The following is a 21,540-nucleotide window of genomic DNA, read 5'->3' on the forward strand; positions in this document are numbered from 1 at the left end:
TCAACAGGGTCGAACCGTCTACCATATTCATTGGGAGACCTCAAGCTTTGGTGTCGTTACCTTTATCTTGTGGTTTCCCCTTCTTTTTTGCTACCCCATCTCACATAAGGCGTAAATTTCTTATTATATCCAGAATATAATCTTCCTTTAATTGAAGAAATTGACAAAATAAATGAAGTACAGACAGCAGTAGATGAAGAGGAAAAAGGTACAATAATAGCATCAGGAGAAATTAATAAAATATCTCCTGATGTTATTATTGAAGACCAATCTAATTCAATATTAGAAGGGAGACAATATCAATCGAATGAGCAATTGCCATTTAATTTTGAGAATGATGCAATTCCTGAAGCTAATAATATTTCTACAGAAGAACTAAATAAAATTGCTAGAAAAAACATCTTAGATTTATTCAATAAAAATTGTTTAGACGAAAATTTACTGCATTTGGGTCTTGCCCGTTACCTTCTTAGAAGGTCACTAATTTTAAGAACTAATGTATTGCATTCCAGCGTAATTAATAACCTAGATAAACTCTCACCAGTCTTGAGAGATGCAATTATATACATAACTAAGACTACAAAATCAAGTGATTTACAGTTGACTGGCAACGCCTTAGTGAGCTTTTTTAATCAATCAGATTTAGCATATCTACCATTTATAAGCCTTTGGATAACTCATGCTTTAACTGATAAATTTGCTAAAGATTGTGAAGCAGAAACTCATAATATTTGTAAAAGTGTTCGAGATAATCTTGGTACTAGACCTTTTGCTATATTAGCAAAAAAATTAAAATATCTAGATTGGGTTAGGCAACAAAAGGAAACTTGGCAAAATAATAATCCTTGGGATAGGAGAGCAATTATTTGGTCTGCATCAGCTTTATCACAAGATGAACGAAAATATTGGTTAATGAGAGTTCAAAACGCTGGAGATATACTAGATAAAGCTATAGCAACGGCAGCAATGAATATAACAGAGTAGGACTGAGACTCAATTATTAATATTCAACAAAAAACTAGGTTGGGTTTCGTTCCTCAAACCAACCTACGCCAGAATTGGTTTTTAGTCTTAACTGAACGGTATTGATTTATAGCTATTCTCAATCCTCTAGGATAAAGGTTTTTTAGTTACTTAATCTTCAATGACCTCTACCAATTCTTCTAAGGTAACTTCAAAAGCTTGGGCTATTTTAAAGACAGCAGATAAGTCAACGGTATTAAGTGCGCCACGTTGCACATAACTTCTTACAGTGTTGTAGTTGACTCCTGAGCGATTAGCCACATCTTTTAGTGTCCAACCTCGCTGTTCAGCTAGTTCTCTAATCTTTAACCTAACGTAACCCATTCTAAATAGTTGACAATGATGCGTACGCATCAGATAATCTTTTTATAGACAATGATGCGTACGCATCAAAAGTTGTTAACGCACGTTAAAAGCGATCGCTCGTCTTGCCTGGAAAACATACGAAGCGATCGCTATTCTTAACGCATCCCACAAAGTGGGGAAGTATGACCTATGATATCAACCTCAAAGCCAAAATCAAATAGCCCTCTTAATTTTCTTCCACTACTTCCATCAAATCTTCTATCGATACACCAAAGATACGCGCCAACTTCAGCACAGAGATTAAATTAACCATTGTCATTCCTGGAGAGTTTGCGTAAGTTGCGACAGTGCTGTAGGGAAGTGCAGAACGCTCAGATACTTCTTTGAGTGTCCAACCCCGCGCCGCCGCAAATTCTTTAATTCGCAATTTAAACACACATCATCCTGACTTGACAGTATCGAGATTTCGATTTTTAATAGTTTTAACCTCAGAAAATCGAAATCTCGATTTTTGAAGTAAACACACCAAAAGCGATCGCTCGTCTTGCCTGGAAAACATACGAAGCGATCGCCATTCTTAACACATCCCACAAAGTGGGAAAGTATTCACCTATGATATCAACCTCAAAGCCAAAATCAAATAGTCATCCTTGGTGTATTATTCGGCAACTACCCAATATGCAACGGATGGTAGTAGCTAGGTTTCATCGTCGTCATGATGCAGATGCTTATAGGCAAATCCTTCAGCGATTATTACCCACAGCCAAGCATGTGATTATATTTGATCCAACAATTTCAGAAATAGCAGAAGACTTTGAAAAGACTTTAGTACAGCAAATGTCTTAGAACTGAAGCACAAATTCTCTCAACCTCTCATTCCTCCGTGACCTCTGCGCCTCTGTGGTTCGTTTTTCCATTAGATTTCTTGTATAAAGATTCTCACGCAAAGGCGCAAAGACGCAAAGACAAGTACGTAGTTGTTAATAAATTACTAAGTTCAACAAAAAACCGAGAAACTGTTATGTTTCCCGGTTTATTTTTAATATTAAAACCCTCAGTTTAAGGAAACAAAAAAGTGTCCCCTATAAATTTTTAGCTAAATTAAACTTTAGCAGCAGCCTTGGTGACAGCGTTTAATTCACCTTTAGCATATTTAGCAGCAAAATCTTCTAAAGTAACTTGCTTAATCTTGCTTGCGTTACCAGCAGTACCAAACTGTACATAGCGTTCAGCACAAACCTTCTGCATATATTTAATAGAAGGCTTGAGGAAGTGACGGGGGTCAAATTCCTTGGGATTTTTTGATAAAGCTTCGCGTACAGCTGCGGTGATAGCCAAACGGTTGTCGGTGTCGATGTTCACCTTACGAACACCACTCTTAATACCTTTTTGAATTTCTTCTACAGGTACGCCGTAGGTTTCAGGAATAGCACCACCGTACTCGTTAATCAAAGCGATTAAATCTTCAGGTACAGAAGAAGAACCGTGCATTACCAAGTGGGTGTTAGGTAGACGACGGTGAATTTCTTCAATCCGGCTGATTGCCAAAATTTCGCCAGTAGGTTTGCGAGTAAACTTGTAAGCACCGTGGCTAGTACCGATAGCTACAGCCAAAGCATCTACTTGGGTTGCTTCTACAAAGCTAACAGCTTCATCGGGGTCAGTTAGCAATTGAGAGTGGTCAAGAGTACCTTCAAAACCATGTCCGTCTTCAGCTTCACCCGCGCCTGTTTCCAGAGAACCCAAGCAACCGAGTTCACCTTCTACACTTACGCCCAAAGCATGAGCTACATTTACAACTTCGCGGGTAACATTAACGTTGTACTCGAAGCTGGCAGGAGTTTTAGCATCAGCTTCCAAAGAACCATCCATCATCACGCTGGTGAAGTTGTTCTTGATAGCTGAGTAGCAGGTAGAAGGAGCATTACCATGATCTTGGTGCATGACAATGGGAATGTGAGGATAGGTCTCTACAGCAGCCAAAATCAGGTGGCGCAGGAAGTTTTCACCTGCATAGTTACGAGCGCCACGGGAAGCTTGCAAAATGACGGGGCTATCTGTCTCTTCAGCCGCCTTCATAATTGCCTGAATTTGCTCCAGGTTGTTAACGTTAAAAGCTGGGATGCCGTAACCGTTTTCAGCCGCGTGATCCAACAGCAGCCGCATTGGTACAAGCGCCATAGATAGTCCTCCTAATGTGGTTGTCAGCTAGTCGGTGTGAGAGCAGCGTATTAGTTACGCTAATTCTTAAGAGTTTTTTCAACTTATAGGAAATTATAACTAGAGTCGGGTGTTTATGTTGAAAAAGTTTACGTCATCTCTCACCAAGATGCCTCATGCTTGACTTGGGCGACTGTCAAGTATGCTACGTTACATTTAAGAGATTTAGTAGTTGGCGATTCTAAAAGGCGCATCAGTCTTAACAGCGCATAGCCCCGACGAATTCTATGAAACTGTTGGCGAATAAGAGAGGCGTAAGACCCCTCACAGAACAAGGCAGTAATCAGTGAGCAGAATGATTGTGTGACAAAATAGTGTCAATCATCAAATATGACTCTTCATCCGCAAGACTGCTCAGAAGGCTTAACAGACAGACAAGCAGCAGATACAGTCAGAAGTAGGATTGATTGGAAATCATTGGCACAATTGCTGTTGCATTTGTCCACAAGGTCGCACCAGCAAATCCTGACACTGAGTAGGAGCTAAATATTCTTAGGGATTCAGCCATAACTCCTAAAGTCTTCTCTAAACCCTTCTTTATTTTTCTTTCTTGTTTATACTAAGTTTTGTCACAAATTTTTACAAAATTGATATTTATGACACTTAGGCCAAATGAACGCCAAAAATTAGATGATACGGATGATCTGCTATTTTATGCCTATCCTCGCTTTGTCACTCATGTTGATGATGGGTTTATTCAACAGCTAACAGATTTGTACCGCGATCGCCTCAAACCCAACACTCGCATCATTGATATGATGAGCAGTTGGGTATCTCATTTACCAGAAGAAATAGAGTTTGCCCATATTGAAGGACACGGACTCAACGCTGAAGAACTAGCACGCAATCCGCGCCTAAATCATTACTTTGTCCAAAATCTTAACGATAATCCGCAGCTACCCCTAGCAGATCAAGACTTTGATGCTGTTCTGATTTGCGTTTCTGTGCAGTATCTACAATATCCCGAAGCCGTCTTTTCGGAAATTCACCGCATTCTCAAACCTGGTGGTATTGCGATTATCAGTTTCTCTAACCGGATGTTTTTTCAAAAAGCCATTCAAGCTTGGCGTGATGCTTCCGAAACTGCTAGAGTCGAATTAGTCAAGCACTATTTCACCTCAGTACCGGGATTTACAACTCCAGAAGTGATTGTTCGCCAGTCAACAATGCCTTATTTCTTACAGTTGATGGGTATTGGCGCGGGAGATCCCTTTTATGCTGTGATTGCTCATCGCAATTGAATTAGGACTTACACACAGGGATTATCTATGGAAACTGAGTGTAAGGGTTTTGAACACCTACGCCTATGCTTCGTCTTCATTACTTAGTAACTAGACGATTTCATCGCATTTCCGAGTGAATATCTACAGTTATAAGCTTTTTATCAAAAGTGTAAAATATAGTAGCGAAGCAATGAAGAGGGTACAAAATACCTGAGTTTAATTCTTTTACTCCTCCAATTGCTATTTGAGCCGCATAATAGTTACCAAAACCAATTTGATAATTATTTTGCCTATAACTCTTTGATACTACTTCAAGCAATACATCATGAGGAACTATAATTGTTCCTCGTTCTAATTCAAGTACACACTCTAATTTATCCTCCCATAAAGTATTAATTAAGTCTGATTTTATTTTTGAATCAGGTAGAAAATCATCAATGTTCATCTGGTTTAAATACAGTTTCTAAAAATGACAATTATGAGTTCTGAATTCTGGCTCCTGACTTCTGAATTGTATATATATAAACATAGAGACGGGATATTTCCCGTCTCTCTTAAATTTAAAAAATAATTGCGTTTTAAGAATTTAGTGACTACAGACTGGATAAAAGCCCAAAAACGCCATGTCCAGTAAATACTTCTAATGCTATCAGTGAGATAAAACCAATCATAGCTAAACGACCATTGAGAAGTTCTGCATAGGGTGTAAAGCCAGTGCGATCGCCTTGCTCATCTACATAAACTTTTGGCTCAACCGCAAAATTATTCATCTTGCCCTGATCATCAACAATAGAACCGTTGGTACGCATCAAATTTTCCCCAATTGCTTTCGCTTGTAAAGAAGTGTAACAGTATTAGTAAACTTTTGTAAAGTATCTGAGTCTACCCAAAGCTATATGATGATGTTCTGAGTTTTGAGTCATGTGTAACAAACAGGCTCTACTCCTCATGTCAACTCTGAGAAAACCCATGCAGCGATTCCGAGTAGAGGTTATTACCAAAACACCAAATCCGCAGCAAGTGATTTACGCTGCGATGCACCAGGACTATACTGACGCATTTGTGGTTGATGAACGAGACTCATGGCCTTCGGAATCACAATGCGGTGAAGTTATTGTTAAACGACTATTAGCAGGAGAACGGGGACACTACGGGCCGCTAGAACATCCGCAAATTGTCTTCAACTGTGGTTATTTTCCTCACAGCGTTATGCAACAAGCCCGGACTCATCGCGTCGGAGTGAGCTTTGATGTTCAATCTCTGAGATATACTGGGAATCAATTTTTACATGTTGCAGAAGGTAAAAAAGATATAGAAGATGTATTCTATCTGCGTCCTGTTGGTTATTACACAGATAGACAAGGCAAAAAATACTACTACTCACCAGAGCAACGAGCCGCAGATTTAGAATGGTGTATGGAAGCCGCTAAAAGATATGCGGCAAGTTTTCAAGCCGGGATGTCTGAAGAACATGCGAGAGGGATAGTGCCGTTTGACTATCGCCAGCATTTTGTTGTGAGTTTTAATGTCAGGTCATTTTTGCATTTTTGTGACCTGAGAAATAAAAAAGATGCTCAATTAGAAATTCAGAAGTTGTGCGAATTAATGTGGCCGCATTTTGCCGAGTGGACACCAGCGATCGCACAATGGTATGAAAAGCAACGTCTGGGTAAAGCTCGACTGGCACCTTGATTCTTGGGGGAAGGGGGACAAGGTAGAGACTATTTTTCTTCACCCTTGTCTACCCCCACTCTCGACTCCCGACTCCCTAAAAAATTTACTCAACTACCTCATTGACTGGGAACCGATCAATTAATTGCATCGCCCGGTAAGCGTTACGCTGCAAAACGTCTGGGAGATGGGGAACGTGGGGAATTTGAGATAATAAATCGAGAGTCCGGCGTAAAATTCGCACCACATCGCCTTCATCTAAGCTGGTGTGGTTACAAAGTTCTGTCCACTCCATACCCAATGCCCATTGTTCAACGATCGCAATTAACTCAAATTCTAACCAGATCGGTAACGCCACATTATATCGCCGTTGCAGTTGGAACATTTGACGGCGGATACCCCGGAGTTTGGCTAAAGCCTCGACAACTTCTTCACTTAAGTCAAAGTTGACTCGACTATCGGGACGGGGAGTTTCTGTCACCAACGCTGCGACAGCTGCGGCTAAGTGCTGCGGGTCTAATTGGTTAAATTCACCACTCGCAAACACTAAACCTAGCCATAATTCGTTTTCGCCCCGAATAGCGGCGGCCATTTGTCCTAATTCTGTGGGGACTAAGTTATCCAAACAACCGAAGTGTTGCAAAATTTCAATTAAATTGAGAAATTCTTCCCAATGGCGTTGTGATTGTTGGGCGACTTGTCCTTGCAGTTGTTCGAGTTCGGCTTCAAGTTCTACATAACGCGCTCGGCGTTTAAAAATTGTCGAAGCATTACCAGACTGGCGCAGTGGATGATTTTCGATTTGTTCTTCAACGGCGGTAACGCGACTGAGTTGTTCTGCGACTTCTGGTGGTAAATTTAGAGTTTCATCAAGGTTGGGAATGAGTTTGGCGATCGCAGCTGTTTGTTCATCCCCACGGTAAGATTGTCCTGGCTTAAAGATTAATTCTGATGGTGGGAGTATATCTCCTGGCACGTCCAGGCGGGGTAGTTCAGCATGTAAATTCATCACATCTTCCGTTGTCGCCACATACCAACGGTTATCCTGTCCCAAACAAACAAAATATGGCGCTTGTACTCCAGGGCTTTTACCAACTAAAACTGCCATCACAGGTGCAGAAACAGTGATATTTTTGCCTTTGAGACTTAACAGTGTGCCAGAAACAGCAAAGCCCAACATCATGACTAACTCTTCTTGACGGTCATCTTGGGCTTGTCTTTGCAGAGTTTTTAATAACTGGCGTTCAGTTTTCAGACGTTGGCGTAATTTTTCATAAATAGCAATTTCGTTTTCATCTACGGCGGCGATTTGTTCTTGGAGTTGAGCTAATTGGGCTTGCAGTTCAGCTATCTCATCGTATTCTGGTTTGAGGTGCAAGTTAGCTATGTACTGACCAAAACTACGTTCTACTAATTCTCTAGCTTGTTCTATGGTGTGAGTTTGCAGTAAGTTCAACACCATACCGTAGCTCGGTGTAAATTGGCTGACTAAAGGATCTGGTTTTGATGTCGCCAGATAGGCTGCTTCCTTCGCACCTTCAAAAGGAGTTTGGACTGTCACCACATGACCTTGTTTATCCATCCCCCGCCGACCAGCCCGACCTGCCATTTGCAGAAATTCGGAAGCATTTAACAAACGGTGTCCGGTGTCGGTACGTTTTGACAGGGTAGAAATCACTGTGGTACGGGCAGGCATATTAATCCCTGCGGCTAAAGTTTCCGTCGCAAATACCACCTTAATCAATCCCTGTTGGAATAATTCTTCCACCAGTACTTTCCACGCAGGTAAAATCCCGGCATGGTGGGCAGCAATGCCGCGATAAAGGGGGGCAATTTGTCCCGAACGTCCGGCTTCGGGGTTACGGTTTAAAAAGTCGTCGATTTGCTCCCGTAATATTTGTGACTCTTGACCATTGACTAACCATAAATCACCCACCTCGGCCACAGCTTTATCGCATCCCCGACGGCTGAAGATAAAGTAAATGGCGGGGAGCATATCTCGCTGTTGGAGTTGGCTTAAGGTATAGATGATGCCTGGGGCTTCTGGTCTGCCGTTTTTACCTTTGTCAACTTGTCCTTTGCGATGTTTCTTAATGAGGCGGGGATTAATTTTGTTTTGCGTATCATTCAGCAAGGGAAACAGACCTTTGGGATTACAGAAATGAAATTCCAAAGGCACTGGGCGAAAATCAGAATAAATCAAGTCTGTGGGGCCGTGGACTTGGTTTAACCAATCTGTTAGTTGTTCGCTATTGGCAACTGTGGCGGAGAGGGCTGCTAGTTGCACTTCACGGGGACAGTAAATAATCGATTCTTCCCAAACTGTACCGCGTTGGCGATCGTTCATGTAGTGGCACTCATCCAATACCACTGCTTCCACATCAACCAAGGAAATGCCAACCTGCCCGATGGGTGTGCCATAGAGCATATTGCGGAAGATTTCTGTGGTCATAACCAGAATTGGTGCATCTCGGTTAATAGACGCATCACCGGTTAACAGTCCTACTAAATCGGCACCAAACTTCTCACGAAAATCGCGGAGTTTTTGGTTAGATAAGGCTTTGAGGGGTGTGGTGTAGAATACGCGCTTTTTTCGAGCTAGGGCGCGATAAATAGCGTATTCTCCGACTAAGGTTTTGCCAGAACCTGTGGGCGCACATACAACTACGGAGCGTCCAGCGTTAAGGGACGCGATCGCATTTTTCTGAAACTGATCCAGATCAAAGGGAAATATCGACCCTAAGTTGATTTCTGGAGACGGTGCGGGATAATTCACTCAATCACATTTGCAACCAGACTGTTTACTATATTAACGGGTCTTTTGTCAACTTCGTCATAGGAAGTAGGGAATAGGGAGTAGGGAATGGGGAATAGGCATATTTTCTAATTTCCCCACTCCCTACTCACCACTCACCACTCCCCTCATTTTCCCAATTCCTGCGATCGCGCTGTGGCGGCTTTGACTGCTTCAATTAATGCCGAGCGAAATCCAGCTTTTTCTAGTTGGCTAATACCAGCAATGGTTGTCCCACCAGGACTAGTTACTCGGTCTTTTAATTCTGCGGGGTGCATTTTGCTGGTGTGCAGTAATTGTGCGGTTCCCAAAACTGTTTGTAAGGCGAGTTGATTGGCAATTCCTCTGGGTAAACCTGCGGCGACTCCACCATCTGCTAAAGCTTCTACCAATATGGAGACGTAAGCCGGGCCACTACCAGATAGTCCTGTAACAGCATCCATCAAACTTTCGGAAACTTCCACTACTTCTCCCACTGCGGAAAATATCTCCGATGCTTTTTTCTGGTGTTTAGCATTGGTGTATGCACCTAAACAGATAGCTGTCATCCCTGCCCCGACTGTGGCTGGGGTATTGGGCATAGCTCTAATTACTGGTAATCCTGGAAATGATGCTTCTAGGTGATGTAAAGGCACTCCTGCCAAAATCGATATCACCAAAGGGAAATGTTCTGCTAAAACAATATCTGCTAATTCTTGAGCGATCGCACTAAATACTTGCGGTTTTACAGCTAAAAATATGACTTCCTGCGCTTGCTGAAATACCAAGCTGTTATCTGTCGTCACAGTCACATTGTATTGCTGCTGCAAAAAAGCCTGACGCGCTGGTTGGGGTTCGCTAATGATTACTTCCGAGGGTTGGTAGATGCCCCGCTCAAGCAGGCGGGATAACAGCGCCTCTCCCATTACCCCACCACCAATTAAGCCAAATTTTTTAGTCATTTATGATTGGTCATTAGTCACTTGTCATTAGTCATTTGTATCTTAGAACGATGGACAAAGGACGAAGGACAAAGGACTAATGACTAATTTCAATTTATTGTGCCATGCGGTTAGGTTCATTTCCCCAGTTTGGTGTGGCAGTTGGGGTGGTACGTACAGGACGCGCCGGCGGTTGTGGTACTTCATGAATAACTCCACCTTGGGTGCTGACTTGTACGCAGCTTGGCGTAAACAAAAAGATGCTTTCTCCAATCCGCTCTTGATGTCCATCTAATGCGTAAGTTCCACCAGCAACAAAATCAACTGCTCTTTGAGCTTGATCTGGATCCATGATTGTCAAGTTGAGTACAACTGATTTGCGCTCACGTAACGCTTGAATTGCCTGGGGCATTTCTTCAAATGTACGAGGTTCAAGCACTAATACTTCAGAAATCCCGTTTACTGCTCCTGGCATACCAATTACGTTCCCCATCGTAGACTTTGATCCTGTTGCTACATCATTACCCATTGTAGACATGGGTTCCCGCCAACGTCGATTCTGTGTAGTAGCTTCTGCTGGTGCAGGTTGAGGATTTTCCTCTTGATACAGATTTTGGTAGTGATCTGTATCTGGTTCTTCCTCGTAATATTCGTATTCTACCTGCTCGTTCAGCCCTACGAAATCTCGCAGTTTGGAAAATATATTGTTCATTTGGTACGCTCCTGATGCAAATTACCTTTATCGATTTGGCTGATAGTTGATGTAGCCACTAAAGATCACTACAAAGGACGGACAATTTAGTAATCTTATCGTTGTTTGTAGCTTCTGTTACAACTATAGATAATGAACGGACGCTTTTGTAAACGCCTGTACCTTAACCTAGATACAATAATGAGTCAAGATTATATCCCAAAGATTTTAGGATATAAAGCTTAATTACAGGTTTTTTTGATGTTTCGTTACTTTTGTTAATGATTTTTTTAGTGTTTTATTGTACCAGCAGTCTAGGACAATTATCTGTATTTCTTACCTAGAAGCTGTGGTACAAATAATAAATAATTGCTGTCAGCGAAATTAATGGCGATCGCCAAATAAAATAGTTCCCAATCTTACCATCGTTGCTCCCGCTTGGACTGCCAGTTGATAATCTCCAGACATCCCCATCGACAGTTCCCGCATTTGAATATTCGGCAAGTTTTGTAACTGAATTTGTTTTGCTAGATCGTATGTGCTATTAAATACATGCAAAATTTCCGCCTCAGTCAACCCCAGAGGCGGAATTGTCATCAATCCTTGAATTTGTAAAAACTGGCACTGGTTGAGTTCCCCTAAGTCCGCCAGTAATTCTGGAACAGTCCAACCTGATTTTTGCGGGTCTGGAAGGATTTTGACTTGCAGACAGACTTTTGGGGTAACTCCTAGCTGCTGTGCTAATTGATTTAATCGCTGCGCCAGCTTCAAATTATCTACAGAGTGAATCCACTCAAATAGTTCTAGGGCTTTTTTGGCTTTATTACTTTGCAAATGTCCAATCAAATGCCAAGTAATATCAGATAAGTCCTGTAACTGAGCTTGCTTAGTGGCAGCTTCTTGGATACGGCTTTCGCCAAAATCACGAATTCCGGCGTTGTAAGCTAAACGAATCATCTCCGCCGGAACTTGCTTGCTGACAGCAATTAACCTGACCGAAGATGGCAGTGTGGTGCGAATATTGGCAATCTGTTCGTCAATCGAACTACTCATTGGAACGTGCGTTGGAAAACACTCTGAAGCTGATCGTACTCCTGAGATGAACCATTACGGCGTAGAGTCCGCAAACGATTTTCTAACATCATTCTGGCTTCAGTGCGTCCAATGGGTTGAAATTTAATACCTTTAACGTCGTTTGTTACCAGAAAAAATAAGCGTTGGGCATAAAGTGTAGTGAACATATCTTGGTTATCGTCAACCACACAAATCCGATAAAGTAAGCCCCAAGTTGGATGATTGATGTAGATTTCAGGATTTTCTGGAGTCATTTAAGAGTCAAGGTAGGAGTATGTATATTGATTTGTAGTTTTAGACAAACATCCAGACGATGATCATACCTGTTCGTCAGAATATTTAGTTAAAACTACTCTAATTGAGTGATTTCTGCCATCGTTTGGCAGTGATGGAATCCTTGATGATGCCTAGTAGGACTTCGCAGTAAGACGAAAAACTAAGGGTGGAGGGGCAGAATCAAGTCAAAAGTTAAAAGTCAAAGATTTTCTTGCTTTTGAATTTTGACTTCCCTGTAAAGGTGTAGGTGTTCAACACTCTGACACCGTTCGGCTGACGCGGAAGTTGAGCAGTTTGGCAAGCTCACTGTATCACTGGGCGAAACTTACAGCGAAGCCCATAATCTGTCACCTGTCACTTATCCCCTGCTACAAAAATAGTCAAAGCTGACCTAAAACCGATGTTGGTGCTGGCTTCTCTCCATGTTGCCATAATTATTATTTTCTGGCAAAAAACTACCAACAATTGCCGACTTTTGATGAATCATCATTCAGGAATTAGGTTTTGTACCAATTTAATTCAGCATGATTCATGGGTGATTTATCAGGTTCAGAGCAGCTAGTTGTGCTTGCGCTTTGTGCAGAGATTCATACCATTCTCTTTCAGGATCACTGTCTGCCACAATTCCTGCACCCACTTGTCCCCAGACAGTTTTGATTTGTCTGGGGAGTGGGGAGTGGGGAGTAGGGAGTGGGGCATTTTGTGGATATTCTGGCTCTGATTTGCTGCTTCCTTGCTTTCTAGCTGGAGATGCGGGTGCTAAAAGTAGGGTACGAATCAGGATATTTAAGTCCAAGTTACCGCGCCAGTCGAGATAACCGCAGGAACCATAAAACAGGCTACGTCGCACAGGTTCTAGTTCTTCGATAATTTCCATGCACCGCACTTTAGGACACCCTGTGATTGTGCCGCCTGGGAACATGGCACGAATCAAATTAACAGTGCTTTGGTTGGATTGTAAAGTACCTTTAACGTTGCTGACAAGGTGCATAACATGGCTATATCGCTCAATTGTGAGCAGTTCGTCAACTTTTACTGTTCCCCATTCACACACTCGCCCTAAATCATTGCGTTCTAAGTCTACTAGCATGATATGTTCTGCACGTTCTTTGGTGTTGCTGAGTAGTTCTTGTGCTAGTTGATGATCTTGTTCTGGGGTTTTACCGCGCGATCGCGTCCCAGCTATTGGTCGAGTTTGAGCTTCCTGATTTTGCAACAGTACCAACCGTTCTGGTGAACAGCTAACTACTTCACCCCAAGGAGTCTGCCAGTAGCTGGCAAAGGGTGAAGGATTGATTTTCTGCAATGCTTGGTAAATTGACCAGCCAGAAGCCGTTGTAGATGCGGCAAATCGCAAAGAAAGATTCGCCTGAAAGATATCTCCAGCTTGAATATATTTTTTGGCGCGGTTGACTGATGTTTCATAATCTGATTGCGATGTGAAGAACTCAGGGGCAGAAGTGATGGGTGTATGCGGTGAGGAGGTAACTTGGTAGAGTGAATTCCCTGAATTTTTATCTTCTAAAAGAATTTTTAACCTATCTACATCATTAATGTCACTACCTGCTAACCAAAGAATTTGCTCAACATGATCTAAAACGGCAAATGATTCTGGTTCATACCAAAAAGCCACGGGGAAGGGTAGAGTATCAGATTTAGCAAAAGGTAACTGTTCAATTTCCCAAGCGACATCATAGCCAAGCCAGCCTAGCCAACCGCCGGTGAAGGGGAGATGAGGAGGCAGGGGTGTAGGGGTGCAGGGGAGCAGGGGGGCAGGGGGCGATGGGAGCAACATTTCTTCCCCTACACCCTTACACCCTTTTACCCCTAAACCCCTACTTTGTAGTAAATTTTCTAAAAATGGGAAAACCTGACCTAATTGCGGTGTCCACATCTGCGGTACACCATCGATGATGCGGGGTGCGCCTGCACAGATGGAATAGCGGCTGAGTTGGGGTTGGCTTGTGGGGGTGGGGTATGGGCTTTCTAGCAGGGTAGCAATGCCTGATGATGTGGTAGGTAGAAATAGGGCGGCGAAAATTTCCGCGCCAGTACGATTTTCTAGGGGGAGCGATCGCCAATGCCAAGGCTTGGTCATAATGAGTGAACAGCTTAAAATTTATTACCGGAAATTACCCGCACTCCCCAGAATAAAGTTAAAGTGGCGATCGCAAACCAATCCCATCTTTTGAGTCGTAATTCATGCCACTGCACTTTGTGTTCGTTAGGGCTGGTAAAACCGCGCACCATCATCGCATTTGCCATTTGGTCTGCCCTTAACAGCAAATTTTCTAACAGTCTTTCGGCGACAATCATCCAAACTTTAACCGCACCTTTTAACCCTAATTTTTTCCAATTAATCGCCCTTGTCATGACTGAGCGAATCAAATTCTGTACTTCTTCTAAAACTAGGGGTATAAATCGCAAGGATAAAGTTAAAGTCAAGGTAATTTCTGTTACAGGTAACTTGAGTCTGCGTAAGGGCTGCATAATGCTTTCAATCGCCGCCGTGATTTCTTCTGGCGCAGTTGTCAACAGATACAAGTTGGTACTGTAAATTACCGTAAATAAAATGGTACTGAGACGCACTGCCAAATCTAAAGAACGACGGGTGATTCTCACTGGCCCTTGATGAAACAAGACGTAGGAATATTTTTTAGTGCTGAGTGCTGGCTGGGGAGTTGGGACGGGTGAGTTAGACTTGAGAGCTAATATTTGCTCATTGGCTGGGAGACGGGGTTGATAACTCACACCCAGTCCATCGGGGCTAACGGCGGCAATAAATAATACTAAAACTGTGAGGGTTAATAACCAACCTAATTGTTGCTGCCAAACTCTGCGGGGAATTTTGGCAACTAAGGTAAACAGAATTAACAGTACGACTAACAAGATGCGCCATTCGTTAGTGGCAAAGCTGTAACTGGTTAAAAAACTCATCAACCAAGCAATCTTGACGCGGGGATCAAGTTTATGCAGCCAAGTTTGTGGTTGTTCTAAATATAGCCCTAGTGGGAGCGATCGCAGTAAATCCATAAAATAAGGCAAAAGTTAAAAGGTAAAAGGTAAAAGGCAAAAGTTGAAAGGCAAAATTTTCTCTCTTACCTTTTTACCCCTTCGGGGTTCACCACTGAGGGAGCCAGGAAACCCGTTCAAAGCAGTGGCTCACTTTTTACTTTTTACTTTTTACTTCATTACACGCGAGTTGCGCGGTTGATATTACCACTTTCCATATCCCGGACTTTCTTACTCCGCCAGAGGAGACGAATGGGTGTACCTTTAAAGCCTAGTTGTTGGCGGAATTGTCTTTCGATATAGCGCCGGTAGTTGTCGTTGAAGCGTTTTGCATCATTCACAAATAGAGCAATTGTTGGTGGTCGGCTGCTCACTTGAGTACCATAATAAATTCTGCCCTGACGACCACCGCGAGAAGTTGGGGGTGAGTGCCATCTTACCGCTTCTTCTAAAACTTCGTTAATTACCGATGTAGTCACACGGCGCTTGTGTTCTGCGGCTGCTTGCACAACTAATTCTAAAATCTTTTCTACCCGTTGTCCTGTTAAGGCGCTGACAAAGATAGTCGAAGCCCAGTCGGTAAAGTGTAGTCGCTCTTGCAGACTTTTTTCGTAATCGTAGATAGTATGAGAGTCCTTTTCAACAGCATCCCATTTATTGACGACAACGATGCAAGCTCGACCTTCTTCAATGATCCGCCCTGCTAATTTTTGGTCTTGTTCCGTAACTCCATCTAAGGCATCTAAAACTAATAAAACAACATCGGCGCGGCGAATGGCTTTAAAAGCACGGTTAATGCTAAAAAATTCCGTCCCGTAATCTATGTTTTTCTTTTTGCGAATCCCGGCGGTGTCAATCAGCCGATATTGTTGCCCATCACGTTCGATAAAAGTGTCTATAGCATCTCGCGTTGTACCAGAAATGGGGCTAACAATAGCTCTTTGTTCACCCACAAAAGCATTTAATAAACTTGATTTACCCACATTTGGCCGACCAATGATCGCCACTTTAATTTCGTTGGTTTCTGGTACTTCTGTAACACTTGGAATGTGTTTAATTAACTCGTCGAGTAAGTCGCCTGTACCGTTGCCATGAATTGCAGAGATGGGGTATGGTTCTCCTAACCCCAATTCCCAAAACTCGGCTGCTTGAATTAAGCCTTGTTCTGGAGATTCGCATTTGTTCACAGCCAGCAGTACTGGTACTGGTTGTTGACGTAACCATTCGGCGATTTCTTCATCAGCTGGTGTGGGGCCTGTCTGTCCATTCACTACAAAAATGGCTGCACTGGCTTCGTGAAGAGCTGCTAGTGCTTGCTGACGAATCAATGGCAGAAATTCGGTGTCATCGTTAAAGACTAAACCACCTGTATCTACCACTAAATACTCGCGGTCATTCCAATAAGCAGGCAGATAAGTGCGATCGCGGGTCACACCTGGTTCGTCGTGGACAATCGCCGTTTGTTCCCCAGCGAGACGATTAACCAGGGTGGATTTGCCGACATTCGGTCGGCCGATAATTGCAACAATTGGCAGTCCCATAAAACCAGGAGTAGAGAAACAGTAAGTATATCACATCTGTTTATTTTAGCGACTTTAAGTCTTTATTTAATTTTCTCTGATAAAAGAAAATTGAACTCGAAATCTTAAATAACAAGCTTGGCAAGAAAACTGGCAATCACAGCGAAGGAGATTGTGTGTTGAGAACTCGTAAGTGGTTGATAAAAGCCAGCAGTTCAGCTTTTCGATGTATAAGATGGTGCTTATTGCTTGGCTGCTGCACTTTAATATACGCTCATTTCATTGAACCCAATTGGATTGAAATTAATTCTTTACAACTGACATTACCCAATCTCGCCTCGGAATTTAACGGTTATCGCATTGTCCAAATTAGTGATATTCACCGCGATCGCTGGATGACTCCGCGACGACTCAAGCGGATAGTCCGACTAGTTAACCAACAAAAACCCGATTTAATTGCAATTACAGGTGATTTAGTCACACGCAACCTACCACAATTCATCCCTTCGCTCACAGTTTCTTTAAATCACTTCACACCCAAAGATAAAACTGTAGCCATATTAGGAAATCACGACCACGAGAATGATACTCCAGCAATTATCCAAGCCATAAAACAAAGCAATATTGTCTATTTGGACAATGATATTTATACACTCCAACGCGGAAGTGCAATGTTACATATTGCGGGTGTAGATGATGTCCAGATGGGTAAAAGCCGCCTAGATTTAGTGATGCAGAAATTACCCAAAACAGGCGCAGCAATATTATTAGCCCATGAACCAGACTTTGCTATTGCCAGCGCGGCGACAGGGCGGTTTGATTTGCAACTTTCAGGACATTCTCACGGCGGACAAATTCGCCTACCGTTAATTACACCGCCTATACTTCCGCCTTTTGCAAGACAGTATTACATAGGAAAATATCAGGTAGGTAAGATGTTTTTGTATACTAATCGAGGTTTAGGAATGACAGGTTTACATCTGCGTTTTTTTGCTCGTCCTGAAATTACTGTGTTTACGTTGGTTGCACCAATTAATCCGGCTCCACCATTTAATGCAGGTTCTCCTGAAACAGCAGGTACAGTAGCAGAACTTGTCACAAAAGCGGGGGCAGAAATTTTAGCAGCAACATTGGTCGAGTCTGAACAGGTAGCAGTTCGCTTAGGTATCAAGCCAGAACAGCTACTCAAGTAAGCATTATTTTTGAGGTGCGTTACGCTTTGCTTCAACGCACCCTACTGGACTGTATTGCTTTAGAGACTTCCAAGTAAAAAAATATCCAAAATTTTCTTGTGTGTGACTTGTGTGTACAAAGTAGGTGCTGAGTAGAGAAAGATTACTCAGCACTCTAGCTCTTTTGACTTTTGCCTTCCTCAAACCAGGCTGGAGGTGTATTTTGCAATGCTCATTAAAATTTGTGAATATTTATTAATTTTTGTGATATTTTTGTAACAGGTCGCTAAAGCTTGATCGTTCAAACGCTCTTGCCTGCGTCCTTTTGCTAGTTGTAAATACGATTAAGGTTAAGTGTGTAAATATGGCAATTACAATCGACTCGGCTCGTGGTATTTTCCCAGAAACCTTATCTGCTGATGCAGTACCAGCGACCATTGCTAGATTTAAGCAACTCAGTGCGGAAGATCAGCTGGCTTGGACTTGGTTTGCTTATTTAGAAATGGGTAAAACAATTACTGTTGCTGCTCCAGGCGCTGCTCGGATGCAGTTTGCCGAAGCAACACTCGATCAAATTCGGAAAATGACTTTTCCTGAACAAAGTCAGGTTATGTGCGATCTAGCTAACAATGCTGATACACCTATTTGTCGTACCTATGCTACTTGGTCGGCAAACATCAAACTAGGTTTCTGGTATCAACTTGGGGTATGGATGGATCAAGGTATTGTTGCGCCAATTCCTGCTGGTTATCAGCTTTCTGCCAATGCTTCAGCAGTACTGCAAGCAGTTAGAGAACTAGATCAGGGGCAACAAATTACTGTTTTACGCAACTCTGTAGTTGATATGGGATTTGACCCCAACAAGTTGGGTGACTATACCAGAGTCTCTGAACCTGTTGTTGCGCCAAAGGATGTGTCGCAACGTACTAAAGTCACCATTGAAGGTATTACAAATGAAACAGTGCTGAGTTATATGGACAACCTTAATGCCAATGATTTTGGGGCATTAATTGATTTGTTCGCACCTGATGCAGCCCTGCAACCTCCTTTCCAAAGACCCATTGTGGGTAGAGATGCGATTCTGCGATTTTTCAACGAAGAATGTCAAAACCTCAAATTGCTTCCAGAGAGAGGTGTTTCTGAACCAGCAGAAGAAGGTTACACCCAAATTAAAGTTACAGGTAAAGTCCAAACTCCTTGGTTTGGTGCTGGTGTCGGGATGAATATGGCTTGGCGATTTTTAATTAATCCTAAAGGTAAAATTTTCTTCGTAGCAATTGATTTGCTGGCATCTCCTAAAGAACTATTGAATTTAGTTCGCTAGAAGAATTACCTAGCCCCAACGAATAGAATTCGCGGCTATAAAAACGAAGTCCGCCTACGCGGACTAAGCTCAAATCAAGGGTTTTGAACCCGCGCAGGCGGGTTTTGTTCGTGTAGCCGCGACTTCAGTCGCTTGGTGCAAGATACGAATATACCTTGAATGATGGTGTGGGCGCTCTCTAGTCAAGGGCGCTCATATTTTTGGCAGCAAATGACCCATTGATAAAATAATTAACGCATAAACTTTAAGGTTCGGAATGCAAGTGAGTGAGATTGAATGGTCTAAGACCGAGGAAGAAATAGCTAAACAAGCTTTTGAAAAAGCATATAAACGCGAAATTGAGGCTGTGATCCAAGAAGTTCAGCAAAGATTTAGCATGATGACACAGGCTGATGAAATGTGGCAGTTACATGATTTCTTAAGTGCCAGAAGGCATGAAATAGATGGTAAATACGACTACAGATATTCAGTTCTCATCTTTGTCTTTGCTAGGTTGATCAAGGAGGGCTGGTTACATCTTGATGAACTACAGGGACTGGAAAAAGATAAGTTGACCAAAGTAGCCGTGATGACTCGGATGTAAAAAGTGAATCAGCTTCACACTTGATAGCAGCAGACGGACAGAGATGTTTTCTGCTGCATTTCTTTTGTAACAACACTTTGTTGACATCCTCACCACAGCTTTTAAGATGGTGCAAGATAGGAGTTACGGTGAGCAGATTGCAACATACACTTATAAATTACTCATTATGAATCATCACGAACTCTATTTTCAGGGGCTAGAAAAGGCCAAGCAAAAAGATTATGCTGGGGCGATCGCAGATTTTAGTCAAGTTATCCAAGTTGCGCCATTCGATACTGAAGCTTATCTGCACAGAGGTTTGGCATATTATGATTCAGGACAAATTTTGTTGGCAGTTTCCGATTATACCGAAGCTTTAAAAATAGACTCGAAATTTGTAGAAGCTTACTACAGTCGTGCGTTAGCGCGATTAGCCTTGAAAAATTTCCCTGGCGCGTTGGATGATGTGGAACAGGCGATTCATCTGCGGGGAAATTATGCAGCTGCTTATAGTTTGCGGGGAATAGTCCAACGCAAGCAAGGGTTAATTACTAATGCGATCGCTAGTTTTAAACAAGCGGCAGAATTATACTTACAGCAAAACGATAAAGAAAATTGTCGGCTGTGTCTGGAAAAAATTAAACAGCTACAACCGCCAGTGAAACCAGCAGTAAAACCCCAAAATCCTGTAACTGCAACGATTATTTCTACGAAAGATTATTTTACGCAACTCTTAGACAAAGCCGAAAAAGGAGATACCAAAGCAGCGATCGCAGATTTAAATTGGGTATTGCAAGCTGATCCTCAAGATGCTCAAGCTTATTGCTGTCGGGGTGTGGTGTGGTGCAAAATGGGCAATTATCGTGAGGCGATCGCAGATTTTAACCAAGCACTGTTACTCAAGTTTCAAGATGCGATTGTTTATCGTAACCGGGGTAAAGCCCGTGCTTTGTTGGGAGATCATCAAGGTGCGATCGCAGATTTTAACCAAGCACTGCAAATGCAGCCAGAAGATGCTTTGATATATGTTGCTAGAGGCAATGTCTATCGAGCAATGGGTAATTATCTAGGGGCAATTCAAGATTACACCCAAGCCTTGCAAATTAATTCTGATGATGCCCAAGCTTACTACAATCGCGGTATTGCTTATACATTGCTCGAAGAAATGCAAAGTGCTGTTGCAGACTATCAACGCGCCGCGAGTATTTTTTGTGAACAAGAAGATTGGGATAATTATCAACAAGTTTTAGATAGTCTGCAAAAAATTCAAACAGCTTATCCAGAATCTAACAAGCAAAAATATAACTTACTCCGCCAAAAACTTTTGCGCTTAGTTGGCGGTTATTGGGAAATTGCTCAACGATTAATTGAGCAAAAACAAGATGATTATCCTGGTAGATCAGATGAGTGGTATTTGCAAGGAGTGATTGAAGATTTAGAAGGCGATCGCGGTAGATAATTGCCGAAATTGATAGTCAAAATTCATATAATTGATGGATTAATATTCAATATTATTACATTCTCAAGAGACAGAATATCAGGAGTTATGTCTAAACACTTGTTGAGGAATACTTGATTTTCAAGAGCATGTAGATCAGAATAAAAATAACTCTCATAAAGAGTAAGCGATCTTGGTGACAACCTAACCTTATCCAATGTCCTTAGTCCGCATTCGCGGACTTTTTTTTGCTTTCTACTTCCCATGTCCTTGTTAATTATGTCCAAAAAATAATTTCACAATCTTGATTTATG

The 21,540-nt window shown here is 42.2% G+C and carries 21 protein-coding genes; 8 read left to right on the forward strand and 13 right to left on the reverse strand.

What is annotated here, in order from left to right:
* Window positions 1-315: 315 nt before the first annotated feature.
* A complete protein-coding gene (locus H6G74_RS24610) occupies window positions 316-984 on the forward strand; it encodes a hypothetical protein (protein ID WP_190970145.1) in 669 nt (222 codons plus the stop codon).
* A 150-nt stretch (window positions 985-1,134) separates the two neighbouring features.
* On the opposite strand, the gene H6G74_RS24615 is transcribed toward H6G74_RS24610, so the two are convergent.
* Together H6G74_RS24615 and H6G74_RS24620 are read right to left on the reverse strand one after the other, a co-directional pair.
* Entirely contained in the window at window positions 1,135-1,347 is a 213-nt protein-coding gene (locus H6G74_RS24615; protein WP_062296764.1) for a helix-turn-helix domain-containing protein, read from the reverse strand.
* Window positions 1,348-1,555: 208 nt separating this feature from the next.
* Complete coding sequence (locus H6G74_RS24620; protein WP_313888514.1) at window positions 1,556-1,765, reverse strand: helix-turn-helix domain-containing protein; 210 nt, start codon at window positions 1,763-1,765, stop codon at window positions 1,556-1,558.
* Between the two features lie 176 nt (window positions 1,766-1,941).
* Here H6G74_RS24620 and H6G74_RS24625 point away from each other — a divergent pair, with 176 nt between their 5' ends.
* The gene (locus H6G74_RS24625; RefSeq protein WP_190970146.1) at window positions 1,942-2,175 is read left to right on the forward strand and encodes a hypothetical protein; all 234 of its coding nucleotides are present in this window, start codon (window positions 1,942-1,944) and stop codon (window positions 2,173-2,175) included.
* Between the two features lie 255 nt (window positions 2,176-2,430).
* Here the strand turns inward: H6G74_RS24625 and fba are convergent, their stop codons facing one another.
* Window positions 2,431-3,510 (reverse strand): class II fructose-bisphosphate aldolase, encoded by a 1,080-nt coding sequence (gene fba, locus H6G74_RS24630; protein ID WP_190970147.1) that lies wholly within the window; start codon window positions 3,508-3,510, stop codon window positions 2,431-2,433.
* 635 nt (window positions 3,511-4,145) lie between these two features.
* Between fba and H6G74_RS24635 the strand changes: the two genes are divergently transcribed.
* Entirely contained in the window at window positions 4,146-4,790 is a 645-nt protein-coding gene (locus tag H6G74_RS24635; protein ID WP_190970148.1) for a class I SAM-dependent methyltransferase, read from the forward strand.
* A gap of 100 nt (window positions 4,791-4,890) precedes the next feature.
* On the opposite strand, the gene H6G74_RS24640 is transcribed toward H6G74_RS24635, so the two are convergent.
* Both H6G74_RS24640 and H6G74_RS24645 read right to left on the reverse strand, forming a co-directional pair.
* Window positions 4,891-5,217: a hypothetical protein gene (locus H6G74_RS24640; protein ID WP_190970149.1), complete on the reverse strand. Its 327-nt coding sequence runs from the start codon at window positions 5,215-5,217 to the stop codon at window positions 4,891-4,893.
* Window positions 5,218-5,365: 148 nt separating this feature from the next.
* On the reverse strand, window positions 5,366-5,581 hold the full coding sequence (locus H6G74_RS24645; RefSeq protein ID WP_190970150.1) for a chlorophyll a/b-binding protein: 216 nt from the start codon (window positions 5,579-5,581) through the stop codon (window positions 5,366-5,368).
* A gap of 160 nt (window positions 5,582-5,741) precedes the next feature.
* On the opposite strand from H6G74_RS24645, the gene thyX reads away from it, so the two are divergent.
* Window positions 5,742-6,464 carry an FAD-dependent thymidylate synthase gene (thyX, locus tag H6G74_RS24650; protein ID WP_190970151.1) on the forward strand — a complete coding sequence of 241 codons (723 nt, stop codon included), beginning with the start codon at window positions 5,742-5,744 and terminating at the stop codon, window positions 6,462-6,464.
* Window positions 6,465-6,549: 85 nt separating this feature from the next.
* Here thyX and H6G74_RS24655 read toward each other — a convergent pair whose 3' ends face one another.
* From H6G74_RS24655 to der, 8 genes are all read right to left on the reverse strand, one after another.
* Window positions 6,550-9,219 (reverse strand): DEAD/DEAH box helicase, encoded by a 2,670-nt coding sequence (locus tag H6G74_RS24655; protein ID WP_190970152.1) that lies wholly within the window; start codon window positions 9,217-9,219, stop codon window positions 6,550-6,552.
* Between the two features lie 146 nt (window positions 9,220-9,365).
* Window positions 9,366-10,178, reverse strand: a complete 813-nt coding sequence (gene proC, locus H6G74_RS24660; RefSeq protein WP_190970153.1) for a pyrroline-5-carboxylate reductase — start codon at window positions 10,176-10,178, stop codon at window positions 9,366-9,368.
* A gap of 94 nt (window positions 10,179-10,272) precedes the next feature.
* Window positions 10,273-10,869 (reverse strand): cell division protein SepF, encoded by a 597-nt coding sequence (locus tag H6G74_RS24665; protein WP_190970154.1) that lies wholly within the window; start codon window positions 10,867-10,869, stop codon window positions 10,273-10,275.
* Between the two features lie 363 nt (window positions 10,870-11,232).
* The gene (locus tag H6G74_RS24670) at window positions 11,233-11,901 is read right to left on the reverse strand and encodes a YggS family pyridoxal phosphate-dependent enzyme (RefSeq protein WP_190970155.1); all 669 of its coding nucleotides are present in this window, start codon (window positions 11,899-11,901) and stop codon (window positions 11,233-11,235) included.
* Window positions 11,898-12,176 carry a transcriptional coactivator PipX gene (pipX, locus tag H6G74_RS24675; protein ID WP_190591642.1) on the reverse strand — a complete coding sequence of 93 codons (279 nt, stop codon included), beginning with the start codon at window positions 12,174-12,176 and terminating at the stop codon, window positions 11,898-11,900. The genes H6G74_RS24670 and pipX overlap by 4 nt, the downstream gene beginning before the upstream one ends.
* Window positions 12,177-12,727: 551 nt before the next feature.
* Window positions 12,728-14,296 (reverse strand): anthranilate synthase component I, encoded by a 1,569-nt coding sequence (locus tag H6G74_RS24680; RefSeq protein WP_190970156.1) that lies wholly within the window; start codon window positions 14,294-14,296, stop codon window positions 12,728-12,730.
* 14 nt (window positions 14,297-14,310) lie between these two features.
* Complete coding sequence (locus H6G74_RS24685) at window positions 14,311-15,231, reverse strand: energy-coupling factor transporter transmembrane component T family protein (protein WP_190970183.1); 921 nt, start codon at window positions 15,229-15,231, stop codon at window positions 14,311-14,313.
* Window positions 15,232-15,389: 158 nt separating this feature from the next.
* On the reverse strand, window positions 15,390-16,751 hold the full coding sequence (der, locus tag H6G74_RS24690; RefSeq protein WP_190970157.1) for a ribosome biogenesis GTPase Der: 1,362 nt from the start codon (window positions 16,749-16,751) through the stop codon (window positions 15,390-15,392).
* Between the two features lie 155 nt (window positions 16,752-16,906).
* On the opposite strand from der, the gene H6G74_RS24695 reads away from it, so the two are divergent.
* From H6G74_RS24695 to H6G74_RS24710, 4 genes are all read left to right on the forward strand, one after another.
* Window positions 16,907-17,923: a metallophosphoesterase gene (locus H6G74_RS24695; RefSeq protein ID WP_313888515.1), complete on the forward strand. Its 1,017-nt coding sequence runs from the start codon at window positions 16,907-16,909 to the stop codon at window positions 17,921-17,923.
* 343 nt (window positions 17,924-18,266) lie between these two features.
* Window positions 18,267-19,226, forward strand: a complete 960-nt coding sequence (locus H6G74_RS24700; protein WP_190970158.1) for an orange carotenoid-binding protein — start codon at window positions 18,267-18,269, stop codon at window positions 19,224-19,226.
* Window positions 19,227-19,482: 256 nt separating this feature from the next.
* Window positions 19,483-19,809, forward strand: coding sequence for a hypothetical protein (locus H6G74_RS24705; protein ID WP_190970159.1), 327 nt, complete (start codon window positions 19,483-19,485; stop codon window positions 19,807-19,809).
* Between the two features lie 166 nt (window positions 19,810-19,975).
* Window positions 19,976-21,247 carry a tetratricopeptide repeat protein gene (locus H6G74_RS24710; protein ID WP_190970160.1) on the forward strand — a complete coding sequence of 424 codons (1,272 nt, stop codon included), beginning with the start codon at window positions 19,976-19,978 and terminating at the stop codon, window positions 21,245-21,247.
* The last annotated feature ends 293 nt before the right edge of the window (window positions 21,248-21,540 follow it).

The organism is Nostoc spongiaeforme FACHB-130, from assembly GCF_014698475.1.
Classification (GTDB): domain Bacteria; phylum Cyanobacteriota; class Cyanobacteriia; order Cyanobacteriales; family Nostocaceae; genus Nostoc_B; species Nostoc_B spongiaeforme.

Bases quoted from the DNA above. Each gene is read 5' to 3' on its own strand.
- H6G74_RS24615 (WP_062296764.1), bottom strand. From the start codon at position 1,347: ATGGGTTACGTTAGGTTAAAGATTAGAGAACTAGCTGAACAGCGAGGT.
- H6G74_RS24625 (WP_190970146.1), top strand. From the start codon at position 1,942: ATGATATCAACCTCAAAGCCAAAATCAAATAGTCATCCTTGGTGTATT.
- fba (WP_190970147.1), bottom strand. From the start codon at position 3,510: ATGGCGCTTGTACCAATGCGGCTGCTGTTGGATCACGCGGCTGAAAAC.
- H6G74_RS24635 (WP_190970148.1), top strand. From the start codon at position 4,146: ATGACACTTAGGCCAAATGAACGCCAAAAATTAGATGATACGGATGAT.
- H6G74_RS24640 (WP_190970149.1), bottom strand. From the start codon at position 5,217: ATGAACATTGATGATTTTCTACCTGATTCAAAAATAAAATCAGACTTA.
- H6G74_RS24645 (WP_190970150.1), bottom strand. From the start codon at position 5,581: ATGCGTACCAACGGTTCTATTGTTGATGATCAGGGCAAGATGAATAAT.
- thyX (WP_190970151.1), top strand. From the start codon at position 5,742: ATGCAGCGATTCCGAGTAGAGGTTATTACCAAAACACCAAATCCGCAG.
- proC (WP_190970153.1), bottom strand. From the start codon at position 10,178: ATGACTAAAAAATTTGGCTTAATTGGTGGTGGGGTAATGGGAGAGGCG.
- H6G74_RS24665 (WP_190970154.1), bottom strand. From the start codon at position 10,869: ATGAACAATATATTTTCCAAACTGCGAGATTTCGTAGGGCTGAACGAG.
- H6G74_RS24670 (WP_190970155.1), bottom strand. From the start codon at position 11,901: ATGAGTAGTTCGATTGACGAACAGATTGCCAATATTCGCACCACACTG.
- pipX (WP_190591642.1), bottom strand. From the start codon at position 12,176: ATGACTCCAGAAAATCCTGAAATCTACATCAATCATCCAACTTGGGGC.
- H6G74_RS24680 (WP_190970156.1), bottom strand. From the start codon at position 14,296: ATGACCAAGCCTTGGCATTGGCGATCGCTCCCCCTAGAAAATCGTACT.
- H6G74_RS24685 (WP_190970183.1), bottom strand. From the start codon at position 15,231: ATGGATTTACTGCGATCGCTCCCACTAGGGCTATATTTAGAACAACCA.
- der (WP_190970157.1), bottom strand. From the start codon at position 16,751: ATGGGACTGCCAATTGTTGCAATTATCGGCCGACCGAATGTCGGCAAA.
- H6G74_RS24700 (WP_190970158.1), top strand. From the start codon at position 18,267: ATGGCAATTACAATCGACTCGGCTCGTGGTATTTTCCCAGAAACCTTA.
- H6G74_RS24705 (WP_190970159.1), top strand. From the start codon at position 19,483: ATGCAAGTGAGTGAGATTGAATGGTCTAAGACCGAGGAAGAAATAGCT.
- H6G74_RS24710 (WP_190970160.1), top strand. From the start codon at position 19,976: ATGAATCATCACGAACTCTATTTTCAGGGGCTAGAAAAGGCCAAGCAA.